Source organism: Streptomyces sp. NPDC085932 (genome assembly GCF_044540525.1).
GTDB classification, from domain to species: domain Bacteria; phylum Actinomycetota; class Actinomycetes; order Streptomycetales; family Streptomycetaceae; genus Streptomyces; species Streptomyces levis.
Genome location: NZ_JBITSJ010000002.1, coordinates 818,071 through 834,047, shown reverse-complemented (window position 1 = coordinate 834,047; position 15,977 = coordinate 818,071). Strand labels below are relative to the sequence as shown.

Here is a 15,977-nt window from a genome sequence, read left to right as displayed (position 1 = left end):
AGTGGATCAGGTGATTCACGCCACGGCCGGTGCCGTGCCATGCTGTCTGATCACTCGTCCTCACGGACGGTCACGGAACGGGACCGAACCATGCCCGCGGAAGCCCAGGTGAACGCCAAGGTGAACAAGGTGGCCAAGCCGGCCCAGGGGGGAGCCGGAGCCGCAGTCCCCGCCTCCCCTCCGCTGACCGAGCGGCAGGAGGCCCGCCGGCGCCGCATCCTGCACGCGAGCGCGCAACTGGCCAGCCGGGGCGGTTTCGACGCCGTGCAGATGCGCGAGGTCGCGGAGTCCTCGCAGGTGGCGCTCGGCACGCTGTACCGCTATTTCCCCTCCAAGATCCATCTGCTGGTCGCGACGATGCAGGACCAGTTGCAGCACATGCACGGCACGCTCCGCAAGAAGCCGCCGCAGGGCGCCACGGCGGCCGAGCGGGTCGCCGAGACGCTGATGCGGGCCTTCCGCGCCCTGCAGCGCGAGCCGCACCTGGCCGACGCGATGGTCCGCGCGCTCACCTTCGCCGACCGCAGCGTGAGCCCGGAGGTCGACCAGGTCTCCCGGCAGACGACGGCGATCATCCTGGACGCGATGGGCCAGGAGCACCCCACCCCGGAGCAGTTGTCGGCGGTCCGGGTCATCGAGCACACCTGGCACTCGGCCCTGATCACCTGGCTCTCGGGCCGCGCCTCCATCGCCCAGGTCAAGATCGACATCGAGACGGTCTGCCGGCTGATCGACCTGACGGATCCGGACGCCCACGCGTGACCTACTCCTCCGGCGGGAACACCGGCTCCCCGCTGTCCCGCAGCGTGATCGTGATCGCCTCCACCGGACAGCTCTCCGCCGCCCGGAGCACCTGTTCGTCGGCGTCCGTGTCCGGGGCGACCGGACGGGACTGGCGGGCGGCGTCCAGGCGGAAGCCGCCGGGCGCGTGATGGAGGCACTGGGCGGAGCCGATGCACAGGGAGCGGTCGACCTCGACGTGCCAGCGGTCGCTCGTCCTCACGCGTCCGCCGGCAGGTGGATCATCTTGTGCTCCAGGTACTCGCCGTACCCCTCGGGCCCGAACTCCCGCCCCAGCCCGGAGTTCTTGTAGCCGCCGAAGGGGCCGAGCATGTCCAGGCTGAAGGTGTTGACGGAGTAGGTGCCCGTGCGGACCTGCCGGGCGATGTCGACGCCGTGCTCGACGTCCGCCGTCCAGACGCTGCCGCTCAGTCCGTAGTCGGAGTCGTTGGCGATCTTCACGGCGTCGGCCTCGTCGTCGTAGGGCAGCAGGCAGATCACCGGGCCGAAGATCTCCTCGCGGGCGATGCGCATGGAGTTGTCGACGTCGCCGAAGAGGGTGGGTTCGACGTACCAGCCGCGGTCCAGGCCGGCCGGGCGGCCACCGCCGGTGAGGATCTTGGCGCCCTCCTCCTGGCCGATGCGGATGTAGTCGAGGTTGCGCCGCTGCTGCCGCTCGGCCACCAGCGGGCCCACCTGGGTCGCCGGGTCCAGCGGGTCGCCGACCGTGAGGGCGCCGGCCGCGGCGGCCAGGGCGTCGGCGAACTCGTCGTAGCGGGAGCGCGGCAGAAGGATGCGGGTCTGGGCGACGCAGGCCTGGCCGTTGTTCATCCAGGCCGCGGGGGCGATGCCCGCGACGGCCGTCTCGACGTCCGCGTCGGGCAGCACGACGGCCGCCGACTTGCCGCCGAGTTCGAGGGTCACCCGCGTGAGGTTGCGGGCCGCGACCTCCATCACGCGCCGGCCGGCCGCGACCGAGCCGGTGAAGGACACCTTGTCGACGTCCGGGTGCCCGACCAGGTACTCGCTCACCTCCCGGTCGGCGGGCAGGATCGACAGCACGCCCTCCGGCAGCCCGGCCTCGCGGGCGATCCCGCCCAGCAGGTACGCGTCGAGCGGCGATTCGGGCGAGGGCTTGAGGACGGCCGTGCAGCCGGCGAGCAGAGCGGGGGCCAGCTTGGCGGCGGCGGTGAACTGCGGGACGTTCCAGGGCACGACGGCCGCGACGACCCCGACCGGCTCGCGCCGCACCAGGATCCGGCCGAGGACGCCGTCGCGCCGCTCCTCGTGGGTGAAGCCGCGGGCGACGGTGATCGCCGCGTCCCACACCATGACCGCGCCGAGGGCCTGGGCCAGGACGCTCCAGGAGTACGGCGAGCCGTTCTGCGCCGAGATCACGCGGGCGATCTCGTCGTGCCGGGCGGCGACGCCGTCCTTGATCCTGCCGACGACCTCGATCCGCTCGTCGAGACTCATCCGCGGCCAGGGCCCCTCGTCGAACGCCCGCCGCGCCGCCGCGACGGCGCGGTCCACGTCCGCCGTCGAGGCGTGCGGGACGCGCCCGACGGGCTCTTCCGTGTGCGGCGAGATGACCTCGATGACGTCCCGGCCCAGCGGGTCGGTCCACTCCCCGCCGATGAACAGCTGTCCGTGTTCCACGAGCTCGGCCATGGCCACTGCCCTCGTTTCTGACGGTGTTTCAGAACTGATACCAGTTCCCGTTATAGTGGGCAATGGCCGGGGAGCGGAGGGCGGATGACCGAGGCGTTCGAGCACGGCGGAGGGGTCCGTTCCCTCCGGGTCCCGATCCCGGACAACCCGCTCGGCCACACGCTGGTGTACGTCGTCGACACCGACCGCGGCCCGGTGCTGATCGACACCGGCTGGGACGACCCGGAGTCCTGGGACACCCTCGCGGAGGGCCTCACGGCCTGCGGCACCTCGGCCGCCGAGATCCACGGCGTGGTCGTCACCCACCACCACCCGGACCACCACGGCCTGTCCGGCCGGGTCCGGGAGGCGTCGGGCGCGTGGATCGCGATGCACGCGGCGGACACCGCGGTCGTCCGGCGCACCCGCGAGGCGCCTCCCGAGCGCTGGCTCGCGTACATGGCGGCCAAGCTCGCGGCCGCCGGGGCGCCCGAGGAGCACCTCGCCCCGCTGCGCACGGCCCGGAGTCGCGCCCTGCCCGGCCTCTCCCCCGCCCTGCCCGACCGTGACATCGCGCCCGGCGAGCTCCTGGACCTCCCGGGCCGCCGCCTGCGCGCGATCTGGACCCCGGGCCACACCCCGGGTCATGTCTGCCTCCACCTGGAAGAGGACCACCCGGCGCGGCTGCCGGGCCACGGCCGCCTGTTCTCCGGCGATCACCTGCTCCCGGAGATCAGCCCGCACATCGGCCTCTACGAGGACCCGGACGACACGACTGTCACCGACCCCCTCGGGGACTACCTCGACTCCCTCGAACGCGTCGGCCGCCTGACCCCCGCCGAGGTCCTCCCGGCCCACCAGCACGCCTTCTCCCACGCCGCCGACCGGGTACGGGAGTTGCTCGCCCACCACGAGAGCCGCCTCACCGGCCTGCTGGCCCTGCTCCGCGAACCCCTCACGCCGTGGCAGCTCGCCGAGCGCATGGAGTGGAACCGTCCCTGGCACCGCATCCCCCACGGCTCCCGCACCATCGCCGTCTCGGAGGCCGAGGCCCATCTGCGCCGCCTGGTGAAGCTGGGCCGTGCGGAGGCGGTGCCGGGCAGCGAGCCGGCCCGGTACGTGGCGGTGTAGGTCGGATCCGGTGAACCCGCCGACCGGACAAGGCACTTGATGGTGTGCTGCGCCCCCTAGGATGGTCCGACGCAACGCCAGCACCGGGAGAGATGCCCATGGGCACCGAAGAGGCCGCATCCGTCACGACCGGCAGCGGGGCCCTGGACGCCCGGTCGGCCGGACCCATGGTGCCGCGGCTGGTACTGGGGGCCCGGCTGCGCCGGCTGCGCGAGGAGCGGGGCATCGGCCGCGCGGACGCGGGAGGCGTCATCCGCTCCTCCTCGTCCAAGATCAGCCGGATGGAGGCCGGGCGGCACGGCTTCAAACTGCGGGACGTCGCCGATCTGCTCACCCTCTACGGCGTCACCGAGGAGGCCGAGCGCGCCACCCTGCTGGCCCTGGCCGAGCAGGCCAACACCCCGGCCTGGTGGCGTTACTACAGCGATGTCGTGCCCCCCTGGATGCAGACGTACCTCGGGGCCGAGCAGGCGGCGAGCCTGGTCCGCTGCTACCAGGTCCAGCGCGTGCCCGGCCTGCTGCAGACCCCCGACTACGCCCGCGCCTCCCTGCGGGTCGCGCACCCCGACGCGGGCCCGGCGGAGATCGAGCGCCGGGTCGCGCTGCGGATGACCCGCCGGCGCATCCTGTACCGGCAGCCGCCCACGCGGTTGTGGGCCGTGCTGGACGAGGCGGCGCTGCGCCGCCCGGTGGGCGGGATCCGGGTGATGCGCGCCCAGCTCAGGCAGCTCATCGAGGCCTGCCGGCTGCCGCAGGTCACGCTGCAGATCCTGCCGTTCTCCTCCGGCGGGATCGCGGCGGAGGGCGGCCCGGTGACCATCCTGCGCCTGCCCGGCGGGCAGCTGCCGGACATCGTCTACCTGGAGAAGCTGACCACCGCCCTGTACCCGGACAAGCCCGCGGAGATCGAGCGGCACTGGGACGCGATGAACCGGCTGGTGGTCGAAGCCGAGTCACCGGACGAGACTCCGACCATCCTGCACCGCGTGCTGCAGGAGACCTGACTCAGGCCTTGCGGGCCACTCCGCCGTACTGGTGCACCTCGGCGGGCAGCCCCAGGGCCGCCGCGTCGGGACGCCAGCGGGAGCAGGACGTCACCCCGGGTTCGAGCAGCTCCAGCCCGTCGAAGTAGCGGGCGATCTGCTCGGGGCTGCGCAGGATGTAGGGGATCGAGCCGCCCTCGTTGTACTGGCCGATGGCCCGGACGTAGTCCTCGCTGGTGTCGGTGGAGTCGTAGCTCACGAGGAAGCTGCCGGAGGGCAGGGCGTCCACCAGCTGCCGCACGATGGAGCGGGCCTCGTCGTGGTCCTCGATGTGACCGAGGATGCCCATGAGCATGAGCGCGACGGGCCGGTCGAAGTCCAGGGTCTTGCCGGCCTCCCGGATGATCGTCTCCGGCCGGCGCAGGTCGGCGTCGACGTAGTTGGTGACGCCTTCCGGGGTGCTGGTGAGCAGCGCGCGGGCGTGGGCCAGGACCAGCGGGTCGTTGTCGACGTAGACGATCCGGCTCTCCGGGGCCACGCGCTGGGCGATCTGGTGGGTGTTGTCCACGTTGGGCAGTCCGGTGCCGATGTCCAGGAACTGCCGGATGCCCTCCTCGGCGGCGAGGTGGCGGACGGCGCGGGCGAGGAAGTAGCGGGCGGCGCGGGCCCCGGTCTCGATCCCGGGGAAGATCTCCCGGAACGCGTCACCGGCGACGCGGTCGACCTCGTAGTTGTCCTTGCCGCCGAGCCAGTAGTTCCAGATCCGGGCCGAGTGCGGCACCGAGGTGTCGATCTTGTCGAACGGCTCCTGCTCGGAGTTCTCCGCCTGGTCGGTCATGGCCGCTCCTGCGTGTGGTCGGGGAGCCCCACGTTAGCCGGTCCGCGCCTCTCTGCGGATCAACTCCGCTGCTGTTCACAGGAGTTCGCTGCCCGGCGGCCCTGCCGCGGACGCCGCCCTCGGGCGGTTCCCTACGGGCGGGTACAGTGAGCGGGTCGTCATCACACCGTACGGGGGGAAGCCGGTGCAATTCCGGCGCTGACCCGCAACCGTGAACCGCCACCACCACGGCGGTGAGCCGGATCGCCGCGTACGGTTCGTGACCGGCTCACGTGCCCGGCAGCCCGCCGGCGCACGGCACCGTCGAGGTATACGGAGCCGAGCCGCCGGGGTGTCCCGCGCTGCCCGGCTCCCCCACAGGGAGAGGCACCCGCCGATCATGAACGTCCGCCGCAGCGCCGCGGTCCTGGCCGCCGTCGCCGTGATCGGCGCCGCCGCCCCGGCCGCCGCCGATCCGTCCCCGTCGCCGTCCCAGGCCCTGCCCTCCGCCCTGTACGGCGACTCCGACCCGAAGTACGACGGTGTCTGGCGTCAGTCGCTCGCGCTGCTCGCGCAGGACACGGCCGGTGTGAAGCCGGCCGCGAAGCCCGTCGAGTGGCTGGTGCGCCAGCAGTGCGCGGACGGCGGCTTCGCCTCCTACCGCCCCGACCCCACCGCCGCCTGCGACACCGAGACCCCGCTGGACACCAACGCCACGTCCGCCGCCGTGCAGGCCCTGGCCGCGCTCGGCGGGCACGACGAGGTCACGGGCAAGGCCGTCGCCTGGCTGAAGTCGGTCCAGAACAAGGACGGCAGCTGGGGCTACGCGCCCGGCGGCGCCGGCGACACCAACTCCACGTCGGTCGTCATCGGCGCCCTCGCCGCCGCGGGCGAGAAGCCGGAGCAGGTGAAGAAGGGCGGCAAGTCGCCCTACGACGCGCTGCTGAAGCTCGCCCTGCCCTGTGACGGGGACGGCGCCGGGGCGTTCGCCTTCCAGCCGGACAAGAAGGGCGAACTGACCGCCAACGCGGACGCCACGGCGGCCGGTGTCCTCGGCGCCCTGGGCCAGGGCATGGTGGTGCAGCCCGGCGCGAAGAAGTCCGGCGCGAGCTGCGCCGAGCCGCGCACGCCGGAGCAGGCGGCGGCGAACGGGGCCGCGTACCTCACGTCCGCACTCGGCAAGGACGACGACCACCTGATGTCGGCCCTGGCCGGTGCCGAGCCCCAGCCCGACTTCGGCAACACCGCCGACGCGGTCGTCGCGCTGGCCGCGCGGGGCGAGACCGGCCAGGCGGAGAAGTCCGTGCGGTGGCTGGAGAAGAACTCAGCGGCCTGGGCGGCGCAGAGCGGCCCGGCCGCCTACGCCCAGCTCATCCTCGCCGCGCACGCGACGGGCACGGACCCGCGCGACTTCGGCGGCGCCGACCTGGTGAAGCAGCTGAACGAGACCGGCCCGGCCCCGCAGGCCGCCGCGACATCCGACGCGAACGAGAAGGACGCGAAGGACGAGAAGAAGGACTCCGACTCGGTCTTCGGCGTGTGGTGGTACGTCGGTGTCTGCCTCGTCGCGGGCATCGGCATCGGGTTCCTCTTCACCGGCCGCCGGAAGCAGCAGCCGTGATCCGCCGGGCCGTTCTCCTCCTCCTGGCCTCGCTCCTGCTGGTCGCGGGCGCGGGCCAGGCGGCGCAGGCCGCCGGTTACCGCTACTGGTCGTTCTGGGAGCGCGACGGCGACCGCTGGGTCTACGCCACCCAGGGCCCGTCCACGGCCCGCCCCTCGGACGGCGACGTCCAGGGCCTGCGTTTCGCGGTGAGCGAGGACTCCTCGGACGCGGCGCGGCCGCGCGGGCCGGCCGCGTTCGGGACGATCTGCGCGAAGACACCGGCGAAGGAGGGCACGAAGCGCGTCGCCCTGGTCCTGGACTTCGGCACCCCGGCGGACGCCCCCGCGGGCGAGACCCCGCCCGCGGCCCGTACGGCCTGCGCCCGGGTCTCCCCCGACGCGACGACCGCCGAGGCCCTGGCCGCGGTGGCGAAACCGCTGCGTTACGACACCAACGCCCTGCTGTGCGCGATCTCGGGTTACCCGGAGCAGGGCTGCGGCGAGCAGGTCTCCGAGAAGGAGCGGAAGCCGGCGGCGGAGCCGCGGGGCCGGCCGGACGACGGCCCGTCGCTGGGTCTGGTGGCGGGCATCGGTCTGGTCGTCCTCCTGGGCGGAGCGGCGATCTGGCAGGTACGCCGGCGTGGGTAGGTCGCTCCACCCCGGCGCCTGGTGGCTGTGGGCCCTCGCCCTCGGCACCGCGGCCACCCGCACCACCAACCCCCTCCTGCTCGCCCTGCTCGTCGCCGTCTCCGCGTACGTCGTGGCCACCCGCCGCCCGGACACCCCCTGGTCCCGCTCCTACGGCGCCTTCGTGAAACTCGGTCTGGCCGTGCTGCTGATCCGGCTGATCTTCGCGGTGCTCCTCGGCTCCCCCATCCCGGGCACGCACACCCTGTTCACCCTCCCCGAGGTCGCGCTGCCCGCCTGGGCGCAGGGCATCCGCCTCGGCGGCCGGGTCACCGCGGAGGCCGTGACCTTCGCCCTGTACGACGGCCTGAAACTGGCCACCCTGCTGATCTGCGTGGGCGCCGCGAACGCCCTCGCCAACCCTTCCCGCCTGCTCAAGTCCCTGCCCGGCGCGCTGTACGAGATGGGCGTGGCGGTCGTCGTGGCCCTCACCTTCGCGCCGCACCTGATCGCCGACGTCCAGCGCCTGCGCGCCGCCCGGCGTCTGCGCGGCCGGCCCGACAAGGGCGTGCGGGGCCTGCTGCAGGTGGGCCTGCCGGTGCTGGAGGGCGCCCTGGAGCGCTCGGTCTCGCTCGCCGCCGCGATGGACGCCCGCGGCTACGGCCGTACGGCCCGGGTGCCCGCCGCGGTACGCCGTACCACCGCCGCCCTCACCCTCGGCGGTCTGCTCGGCGTGTGCGCGGGAACGTACGGGCTGCTCACGGCCGAGGGCGGCACGTACGGCGTCCCCGTGCTGCTGGTCGGTGTCACCGCGGCCCTCGCGGGCCTCAGGCTCGGCGGCCGCCGCTCCCTGCGCACCCGCTACCGCCCGGACCGCTGGGACGTGCGCGCCTGGCTGGTCGTCGCCTCGGGCGTGGCGGTCGCGGCCCTGCTCACGCTCGCCTCCGTGCGCGACCCCGCCGCCCTGCACCCCGGCGTGGTCCCGCTCGTGGCGCCGGTCCTTCCCCTCTGGCCGGCGGCGGCCGTCCTCCTCGGCCTGCTGCCCGCGTTCGTCGCCCCCGATCCCAAGGAGCCGTCGTGATCCGCTTCGAGGACGTGTCCGTCACATACGACGGGGCCGCCGGACCGACCGTCCGGGGCATCGACTTCGAGGTCCCCGAGGGCGAACTCGTCCTGCTGGCGGGCCCGTCCGGGGTGGGCAAGTCGACCGTCCTGGGCGCGGTCAGCGGTCTCGTCCCGCACTTCACCGGCGGCACCCTGCGCGGCCGGGTCACGGTCGCCGGCCGCGACACCCGCACCCACAAGCCGCGCGAACTGGCCGACGTGGTGGGCACGGTCGGCCAGGACCCGCTCGCCCACTTCGTCACCGACACCGTCGAGGACGAACTCGCCTACGGCATGGAGTCGCTGGGCCTCGCCCCGGACGTGATGCGCCGCCGCGTGGAGGAGACGCTCGATCTGCTCGGCCTCGCGGACCTGCGCCACCGGCCGATCGCCACGCTCTCGGGCGGCCAGCGGCAACGGGTCGCGATCGGCTCGGTCCTCACCCCCCACCCGGAGGTCCTGGTCCTGGACGAACCGACCTCCGCCCTCGACCCGGCGGCGGCCGAGGAGGTCCTGGCGGTGCTCCAGCGGCTCGTGCACGACCTCGGCACGACGGTCCTCATGGCCGAGCACCGGCTGGAACGCGTCATCCAGTACGCCGACCAGGTCGTCCTGCTGCCGGGCCCGGGCGCCGCCCCGGTGCTGGGCCCCCCGGCCGAGGTGATGGCCGTCTCGCCGGTGTACCCACCGGTGGTGGCCCTGGGCCGCCTGGCGGGCTGGACCCCGCTGCCGATGACGGTCCGCGACGCCAGGCGCAGGGCGGCAGACCTCAGACGCCGGCTGGAGGACCATGCCTCCGAGGGGCGCCGGGAACTGCGCGACAAGCCACAGCCCACCCGCACCGGCGAACGCTCCACGCCGCCCACCCCGGTAGGCGCACTCAAGGCCCTCTCGGTGACCCGCACCCGCATCCGGGCCCTCCGCGACGTCGACCTCACCATCACCCCCGGCGAGACCATCGCCCTCATGGGCCGCAACGGCGCCGGAAAGTCCACCCTGCTCAACTCCCTGGTCGGTTTGGTCACCCCCAGCTCGGGATCCGTCCGCCTGGGCGAAGCCGTCCCGCACCGCACCGCCCCGAAGGACCTCGTCCGCAAGGTCGGCCTGGTCCCGCAGGAACCCCGTGACCTGCTCTACGCCGACACCGTCGCGGCCGAGTGCGCGGCGGCCGACCACGACGCGGGCGCGGCCCCCGGCACCTGCCGGGCCCTGGTCACCGAGCTGCTCCCGGGCGTCACCGACGACACCCACCCCCGGGACCTGTCGGAGGGGCAGCGGCTCGCACTGGCCCTGGCCGTCGTGCTGACCGCCCGGCCTCCGCTGCTCCTGCTGGACGAGCCGACCCGGGGCCTGGACTACGCGGCGAAGGCCCGCCTGGTCGGGGTGTTGCGGGGCCTGGCCGCCGAGGGTCACGCCATCGTGCTGGCCACGCACGACGTGGAGCTGGCGGCGGAGCTCGCGCACCGGGTCGTGCTGCTCGCCGAGGGCGAGGTGATCGCGGACGGGCCGACGGCGGACGTCGTGGTCTCGTCCCCGTCCTTCGCCCCGCAGGTCACCAAGATCCTGGCCCCGCAGCAGTGGCTCACGGTCTCCCAGGTGCGGGCGGCCCTCGGCCCCGGGGACGCCGCGTGAGCGCCCGGCGGCAGGCGCGGGCCGTCCGCCTCGGTCCCCGGTCCCTCGCCGCCCTGGTCCTGGTCAGTGCCGTCGGGGTGGCCGGCTTCGGCTGGCCGTTCCTCGCGCCGCCGGCCTCGCACCTCAGCGCGCACGCGCAGGACGCGCCCTGGCTCTTCGCGGGCCTGCTGGTGCTGCTGGTGGCGGTCGTGGCCGCGGCGATCTCGGAGTCGGGGCTGGGCCCGAAGGCGGTGGCGATGCTCGGCGTGCTGGCCGCGGCGGGCGCCGCCCTGCGGCCGATCGGCGCCGGGACCGCCGGGATCGAGCCGATGTTCTTCCTGATGGTGCTGAGCGGCCGGGTGCTCGGGCCGGGCTTCGGCTTCGTGCTCGGCTCGGTGACGATGTTCGCGTCCGCGCTGCTCACGGGCGGCGTGGGGCCCTGGCTGCCGTTCCAGATGCTGGCGATGGGCTGGTTCGCGATGGCCGCGGGCCTGCTGCCCGGACCGGACCGGCTGCGCGGCCGGGCGGAGCTCGCGCTGCTCGCGGTGTACGGCTTCCTCGCGGCCTTCGCCTACGGCACGGTGATGAACCTGGCGGGCTGGCCCTTCATGAGCGCCCTCGCGTCGAACGTCGCCTTCGACCCGCACGCCGGCGTGGCCACGAACCTGGCCCGCTTCCTCGCGTACTGCCTGGCCACGTCGCTCGGCTGGGACCTGGGCCGGGCGGTCGTCACGGTCGTCCTGACCGTCACCCTGGGTCCGGCGGTCCTGCGGGCGCTGCGCCGGGCCACCCGGCGGGCGGCCTTCGAGACGCCGGTCACGTTCGAGGCGCCCGGAGGGAAGCCGGGCAGTGAAGCCCCCCACATGACCCACGTCACGTACGAAGCGGGGCCGTAACCACACCGCCCGGTCAGGCGCACCGGGCACCCGAGCCGTGCGGCCATGTCTAGTAAAAGGGTTCATTGCGGGCACCGGAGGGGCCTGCTTCTCTGGACGACCGCCCCAACCCCGACGAAAGGTCGCCCGTGCCCGCCGCTTCCGTCCTCCGCCGCGCCGCCACCCCGAGGAAGGCCCTCGCCGCTGCCGCCCTGGCCGCCGCCACCTGCGGCACCCTGATCGCCGCCGGGCCCGCCCAGGCCGCGGCCACCGGAGCCTCCTCGGCGCGGGCGGTCGCGCAGAAGATGATCGGCGACGACGCGCAGTACCAGTGCTTCTCGAAGATCGTCGAGCAGGAGAGCCACTGGGACGTGAACGCGCAGAACGCCTCCAGCGGCGCCTACGGCCTGGTCCAGGCCCTGCCGGGTTCCAAGATGGCCTCGGCCGGGTCCGACTGGAAGACCAACGCGGCCACGCAGATCGAGTGGGGCCTGGACTACATGAAGGACCGCTACGGCAGCGCCTGCGGCGCCTGGGACTTCTGGCAGACCAACCACTGGTACTGAGCCGGACGTTCCCCCCGGACCGAAGGCGGCGGCCCCCTGATCCCCGGGGCCGTCGCCTTCGCCCATGCCGGTCCGGCGGTCAGCCCGTGCTGACCGGCAGCTCCTTGACCCCGTTGATCCACGCCGACCGCAGTCGCCGGGGGTCCCCGGCCAGGGTCAGCCCGGGCATCGCGTCGGCGATCGCGGTGAAGATGAGGTCGATCTCCAGCACGGCGAGGGACTTGCCGAGGCAGTAGTGGGGTCCGCCCCCGCCGAAGCCGAGGTGCGGGTTGGGGTCGCGGGTGATGTCGAAGCTGTCCGGTTCCTCGAAGACCTCGGGGTCGTGGTTGGCGGAGGCGTAGAACAGCCCCAGCCGGTCGCCCGCGCGGATCCGCTTGCCGCCCAGTTCCGTGTCCCGGGTGGCGGTGCGCTGGAAGGCGGCCACCGGGGTCGCCCAGCGGACGATCTCCTCGGCCGTGGTCGCCGGGCGTTCCCTCTTGTACAGCTCCCACTGGCCGGGGTGGGTGAGGAAGGCGTGCATGCCGTGCGTGATGGCGTTGCGGGTGGTCTCGTTGCCCGCGACGGCCAGCATCAGCACGAAGAAGCCGAACTCGTCGGAGCTGAGGTTGCCCTCGTCCTCGGCCGCGACCAGCTGCGTGACGATGTCGTGGGCGGGGCACTGCTTGCGGTCGGCGGCCATGTTCATCGCGTAGGCGATGATCTCCGTGGCCGACTCGGCGCCGACCTCCTCGGTGATGGCGTACTCGGGGTCGTCGTACGCGATCATCTTGTTGGACCAGTCGAAGATCTTGTCCCGGTCCTCCTGCGGTACGCCGATGAGCTCGGCGATGGCCTGCAGGGGCAGTTCGCAGGCGACCTGGGTGACGAAGTCGAACGGCCCGTCGTGCGCGCGGGCGTGCTCCACGATGGCCCGGGCCCGGGCCCGCAGGCGCTCCTCCAGGGCCCGGATCGCCCGGGGCGTGAAGCCGCGCTGCACGATCTGCCGGACCCGGGTGTGCTCCGGCGGGTCCATGTTGAGCAGGATCAGCCGTTGCGCGTCGATGGCCTCGCGCTGGATGTGCTCGTTGAACCGGATGATCGCCGTGTTGAGGGTGGACGAGAACAACTCGGGGTGCGTGGAGACGTACTTGACGTCGGCGTGCCGGGTGACCGCCCAGTAGCCCTCGTCCTGGAAGCCGGCGAGACCAGCGGGCTGCGGCACCCAGCAGACCGGTTCGGCCCGGCGCAGCTCGGCGAACTCCGGCAGGGGCACGCGGCGGTGCAGCAGATCCGGATCGGTGAAGTCGAACCCCTCGGGCAGCGCGGGACAGGGCATGGGCGGCTCCCACCACTCGTACCGACTGGACACGCCGACGGCGCTCTGACGGCCTGTCAGCTGTGCGGAGTTGCGGTGACGGTAGTAACGGGTTCTACAAGTAGCAAGAGCCGTGGACGTCCCAATTGCCCGCACAACCCTTGCGGTCACGCAGCGAACCTCAGCACACTTCACCCAGAACTAGAACGCGTACTAGTTCCGCTGAGCCTCCCGGAGAGGACCCGCACCCATGGCTGCCGAACCCGTGATCGTCGAAGCCGTCCGCACCCCCATCGGCAAGCGCGGCGGCGCGCTCGCCCACCTGCACCCGGCCTACCTCCTGGGCGAGACCTACCGCGAGCTGCTGGGCCGCACCGGCATCCCCGCCGACTGCGTGGAGCAGGTCGTCGGCGGCACGGTCACGCACGCGGGCGAGCAGTCCATGAACCCGGCGCGCACGGCCTGGCTCACCATGGGGCTTCCGTACGAGACGGCGGCGACGACCGTGGACGCGCAGTGCGGGTCCTCCCAGCAGGCCTCGCACATGGTGGCCAACATGGTCGCGGCGGGCGTGATCGACGTCGGCATCTCCTGCGGGGTGGAGTCCATGTCGCGGGTGCCGCTCGGCTCGGGCTCCAAGCACGGGCCCGGCAAGCCGTTCCCCGACGAGTGGAACGTGGACCTGCCCAACCAGTTCGAGGCGGCCGAGCGCATCGCCCGCCACCGCGGCCTGACCCGCGCGGACGTCGACGCGCTGGGACTGGCCTCCCAGCAACGGGCCGCGCACGCCTGGGCGGAGGAGCGCTTCAAACGAGAGACGTTCGCGGTCCAGGTCCCCACGACGGAGGAGGAGCAGCACGCGGGGCAGGGCATGTGGCGCCTGGTCGACAAGGACGAGGGCCTGCGCGACACGTCCGCGGAGGCCCTTGCCTCGCTGAAGCCGATCATGCCGACGGCGGTCCACACGGCCGGCAACTCGTCGCAGATCTCCGACGGGGCGGCGGCGATCATGTGGGCGTCGAAGCGGATGGCCAGGGCCCTGAAGCTGCGGCCCCGGGCCCGGATCGTGGCGCAGGCCCTGGTGGGTTCCGACCCCCACTTCCACCTCGACGGCCCGATCGACGCGACCAACGCGGTGCTGGGCAAGGCCGGGATGTCCCTGCGGGACATCGACCTCGTCGAGATCAACGAGGCGTTCGCGTCGGTGGTGCTGAGCTGGGCGCGGGTCTTCGACCAGGACCTGGAGAAGGTGAACGTCAACGGCGGAGCGATCGCGCTCGGGCACCCGGTGGGGGCCACCGGGGCCCGGCTCATCACGACGGCACTGCACGAACTGGAGCGCGCGGACAAGGAGTTCGCGCTGATCACGATGTGCGCGGGCGGCGGCCTGGCCACCGGCACGATCATTCAGCGGTTGTAGCCGTCCAGTCGACGAAGGTGGCGAACGCGGCGGGGCGGAGCGTGAGCATCGGCCCCGCCGGGTTCTTGGAGTCGCGTATCGCGACGGTGGTGTGGGGGGTTTCGGCGACCTCCACACAATCACCGCCCTGGTCCCCGCTGTAGCTGGACTTACGCCACAGGGTTGTCTCGCTGGCCATAGCGTTCCTCCGTTACGCGCCGGATCAACTCCGCCGAGTCCTTGAGGGAAAGCGCGGCGGCCTGCAGATGATCGTAACGGAGCGAGCAGTCGCTGACGGTGTCCGGATTTGCGGCTGGATGCCCGCTGCCGTACCCCTCGGTATAGACAATGTCGGGGTCGCGTCGGAACCGGTAGAGGTTGAATGCGCCTTGAAGCCCGGCGTGCGCTCCGGCGGAGAACGGGAGCACCTGGACATTGACGCGGGGGTTGCACTCGAAGGACAACAGGTGGGCCAGTTGCCCCCGCATGGTCTCGGCCCCTCCGGTTTCCTGGTACAGCGCCGCCTCACTGATGACCATCCACAGGATCGGCGGCTCCTCCTTCTCCAAGATGCGCTGGCGAGCCAGTCGAACGGCGGTGCGGTCCTCCACATCGGTCTGATCCAGCACCCCGAGTACGGCACGCGCATACGCCCGCGTCTGAAGGAGCCCATGGATCACGTGCGTCTGGAACGTGCAGATCTCCAGCGCCCGCCCCTCCAGCTCCGCCACCTGCTGGAACCACGCCGGAAGCCGACTCCGCAGCACCAGCTCGACGAGACGGGAGAACATACCGTCCGTGCCCAGCGCCGCATCCACCCGTTCACTGAACTCCGGCGTCGGGAGCTTCCTGGCCGTCTCGATCTGGCCCACCAGCGAGCCGGTGTAGTTGACGATGTCCCCCAGCTGCCGCTGCGTCAGCCCGGCGGCCTCCCTGTGGCGGCGCAGCTCGTAGCCGTAGTAGTCGAGCGGGGAGGCACCCGGGTCAAGGGCGTTGATGTGGGTCACGGCAGAAGCCCCTCTCACGCAACTCGGCCCACCACGGGACCGGTTGTATCCGTTCCGTAGCCGAGGGTAGTCACCGCACGTCAGCCTCGTCCCGTGAACGAATACATTCCCGCCCGGTACACGATGCGCCTCACTGTCGGCTCGCACGCCCCCCGGCACATCCGCCGTATCGCCCGCTCGTTCCTGGCCGAATGGGGCATGCCCGAGCTGTCCGACGCCGTGGAGCTGGGCGTGACCGAGCTGCTCGCCAACGTCGTACGGCACGTCCCGGACCGGCGCTGCGTGCTGCTGTTGCTGCGGCAGCGGACCGGCGTACGGGTGGAGGTCACCGACGGCAGTGACGAACCGCCGCGCACCCCGGCCTCCTTGGACGACGAGTCCGAGGGCGGCCGGGGTCTGCTCCTGCTGGACGCCGTGGCCGGCAAGTGGGGCGTGTCGCTGGAGTCCGGCGGCGGGAAGACCGTCTGGTTCGAATGCGGGGCCGACTCCGTCCCTCTAGAGTGAAGGACCTTCAGGACGCGGGGGACGGAT

17 protein-coding genes and 1 riboswitch are annotated in these 15,977 nt (G+C 72.8%); of the genes, 11 read left to right on the top strand and 6 right to left on the bottom strand.

Annotated elements, in window-relative coordinates; all coding sequences use genetic code 11:
• The first annotated feature begins 90 nt into the window (after positions 1–90).
• Complete coding sequence (locus tag ACIGAQ_RS12925; protein WP_362274211.1) at positions 91–762, top strand: TetR family transcriptional regulator; 672 nt, start codon at positions 91–93, stop codon at positions 760–762.
• A 1-nt stretch (position 763) separates the two neighbouring features.
• Here the strand turns inward: ACIGAQ_RS12925 and ACIGAQ_RS12920 are convergent, their stop codons facing one another.
• Both ACIGAQ_RS12920 and ACIGAQ_RS12915 read right to left on the bottom strand, forming a co-directional pair.
• Positions 764–1,003: a ferredoxin gene (locus ACIGAQ_RS12920; protein WP_399782042.1), complete on the bottom strand. Its 240-nt coding sequence runs from the start codon at positions 1,001–1,003 to the stop codon at positions 764–766.
• Entirely contained in the window at positions 1,000–2,451 is a 1,452-nt protein-coding gene (locus tag ACIGAQ_RS12915; RefSeq protein ID WP_399782039.1) for an aldehyde dehydrogenase, read from the bottom strand. Before ACIGAQ_RS12915 ends, ACIGAQ_RS12920 begins: the two co-directional genes overlap by 4 nt.
• Positions 2,452–2,535: 84 nt before the next feature.
• Here ACIGAQ_RS12915 and ACIGAQ_RS12910 point away from each other — a divergent pair, with 84 nt between their 5' ends.
• Both ACIGAQ_RS12910 and ACIGAQ_RS12905 read left to right on the top strand, forming a co-directional pair.
• Positions 2,536–3,561: an MBL fold metallo-hydrolase gene (locus ACIGAQ_RS12910; protein WP_399782036.1), complete on the top strand. Its 1,026-nt coding sequence runs from the start codon at positions 2,536–2,538 to the stop codon at positions 3,559–3,561.
• 98 nt (positions 3,562–3,659) lie between these two features.
• A complete protein-coding gene (locus tag ACIGAQ_RS12905) occupies positions 3,660–4,565 on the top strand; it encodes a DUF5753 domain-containing protein (RefSeq protein WP_362274222.1) in 906 nt (301 codons plus the stop codon).
• A gap of 1 nt (position 4,566) precedes the next feature.
• Here ACIGAQ_RS12905 and ACIGAQ_RS12900 read toward each other — a convergent pair whose 3' ends face one another.
• Positions 4,567–5,382 (bottom strand): SAM-dependent methyltransferase, encoded by an 816-nt coding sequence (locus ACIGAQ_RS12900; RefSeq protein ID WP_399782032.1) that lies wholly within the window; start codon positions 5,380–5,382, stop codon positions 4,567–4,569.
• A 175-nt stretch (positions 5,383–5,557) separates the two neighbouring features.
• A riboswitch (cobalamin riboswitch) is annotated at positions 5,558–5,630 on the top strand.
• A gap of 131 nt (positions 5,631–5,761) precedes the next feature.
• Between ACIGAQ_RS12900 and ACIGAQ_RS12895 the strand changes: the two genes are divergently transcribed.
• The 6 genes from ACIGAQ_RS12895 (at position 5,762) to ACIGAQ_RS12870 (ending at position 11,746) form a co-directional block, all read left to right on the top strand.
• Positions 5,762–6,982: a prenyltransferase/squalene oxidase repeat-containing protein gene (locus ACIGAQ_RS12895; RefSeq protein ID WP_399782029.1), complete on the top strand. Its 1,221-nt coding sequence runs from the start codon at positions 5,762–5,764 to the stop codon at positions 6,980–6,982.
• Entirely contained in the window at positions 6,979–7,611 is a 633-nt protein-coding gene (locus tag ACIGAQ_RS12890) for an SCO2322 family protein (protein WP_399782026.1), read from the top strand. The genes ACIGAQ_RS12895 and ACIGAQ_RS12890 overlap by 4 nt, the downstream gene beginning before the upstream one ends.
• Entirely contained in the window at positions 7,604–8,671 is a 1,068-nt protein-coding gene (locus ACIGAQ_RS12885; protein ID WP_399782024.1) for a CbiQ family ECF transporter T component, read from the top strand. The genes ACIGAQ_RS12890 and ACIGAQ_RS12885 overlap by 8 nt, the downstream gene beginning before the upstream one ends.
• Positions 8,668–10,326, top strand: a complete 1,659-nt coding sequence (locus ACIGAQ_RS12880) for an ABC transporter ATP-binding protein (RefSeq protein WP_399782021.1) — start codon at positions 8,668–8,670, stop codon at positions 10,324–10,326. The genes ACIGAQ_RS12885 and ACIGAQ_RS12880 overlap by 4 nt, the downstream gene beginning before the upstream one ends.
• Positions 10,323–11,201: an ECF transporter S component gene (locus ACIGAQ_RS12875; RefSeq protein ID WP_399782018.1), complete on the top strand. Its 879-nt coding sequence runs from the start codon at positions 10,323–10,325 to the stop codon at positions 11,199–11,201. Before ACIGAQ_RS12880 ends, ACIGAQ_RS12875 begins: the two co-directional genes overlap by 4 nt.
• 128 nt (positions 11,202–11,329) lie before the next feature.
• Complete coding sequence (locus ACIGAQ_RS12870) at positions 11,330–11,746, top strand: transglycosylase SLT domain-containing protein (protein WP_399782015.1); 417 nt, start codon at positions 11,330–11,332, stop codon at positions 11,744–11,746.
• Positions 11,747–11,825: 79 nt separating this feature from the next.
• On the opposite strand, the gene ACIGAQ_RS12865 is transcribed toward ACIGAQ_RS12870, so the two are convergent.
• Positions 11,826–13,061, bottom strand: a complete 1,236-nt coding sequence (locus ACIGAQ_RS12865) for a cytochrome P450 (RefSeq protein ID WP_311684965.1) — start codon at positions 13,059–13,061, stop codon at positions 11,826–11,828.
• Positions 13,062–13,290: 229 nt separating this feature from the next.
• Here ACIGAQ_RS12865 and ACIGAQ_RS12860 point away from each other — a divergent pair, with 229 nt between their 5' ends.
• A complete protein-coding gene (locus ACIGAQ_RS12860) occupies positions 13,291–14,460 on the top strand; it encodes a steroid 3-ketoacyl-CoA thiolase (RefSeq protein ID WP_399782013.1) in 1,170 nt (389 codons plus the stop codon).
• On the opposite strand, the gene ACIGAQ_RS12855 is transcribed toward ACIGAQ_RS12860, so the two are convergent.
• A complete protein-coding gene (locus ACIGAQ_RS12855; protein WP_399782011.1) occupies positions 14,444–14,638 on the bottom strand; it encodes a DUF397 domain-containing protein in 195 nt (64 codons plus the stop codon). The genes ACIGAQ_RS12860 and ACIGAQ_RS12855 overlap by 17 nt on opposite strands.
• Entirely contained in the window at positions 14,610–15,446 is an 837-nt protein-coding gene (locus ACIGAQ_RS12850; protein ID WP_399782009.1) for a helix-turn-helix domain-containing protein, read from the bottom strand. The genes ACIGAQ_RS12855 and ACIGAQ_RS12850 overlap by 29 nt, the downstream gene beginning before the upstream one ends.
• A gap of 93 nt (positions 15,447–15,539) precedes the next feature.
• Here ACIGAQ_RS12850 and ACIGAQ_RS12845 point away from each other — a divergent pair, with 93 nt between their 5' ends.
• The gene (locus ACIGAQ_RS12845; protein WP_399782007.1) at positions 15,540–15,950 is read left to right on the top strand and encodes an ATP-binding protein; all 411 of its coding nucleotides are present in this window, start codon (positions 15,540–15,542) and stop codon (positions 15,948–15,950) included.
• Positions 15,951–15,977: the final 27 nt, after the last annotated feature.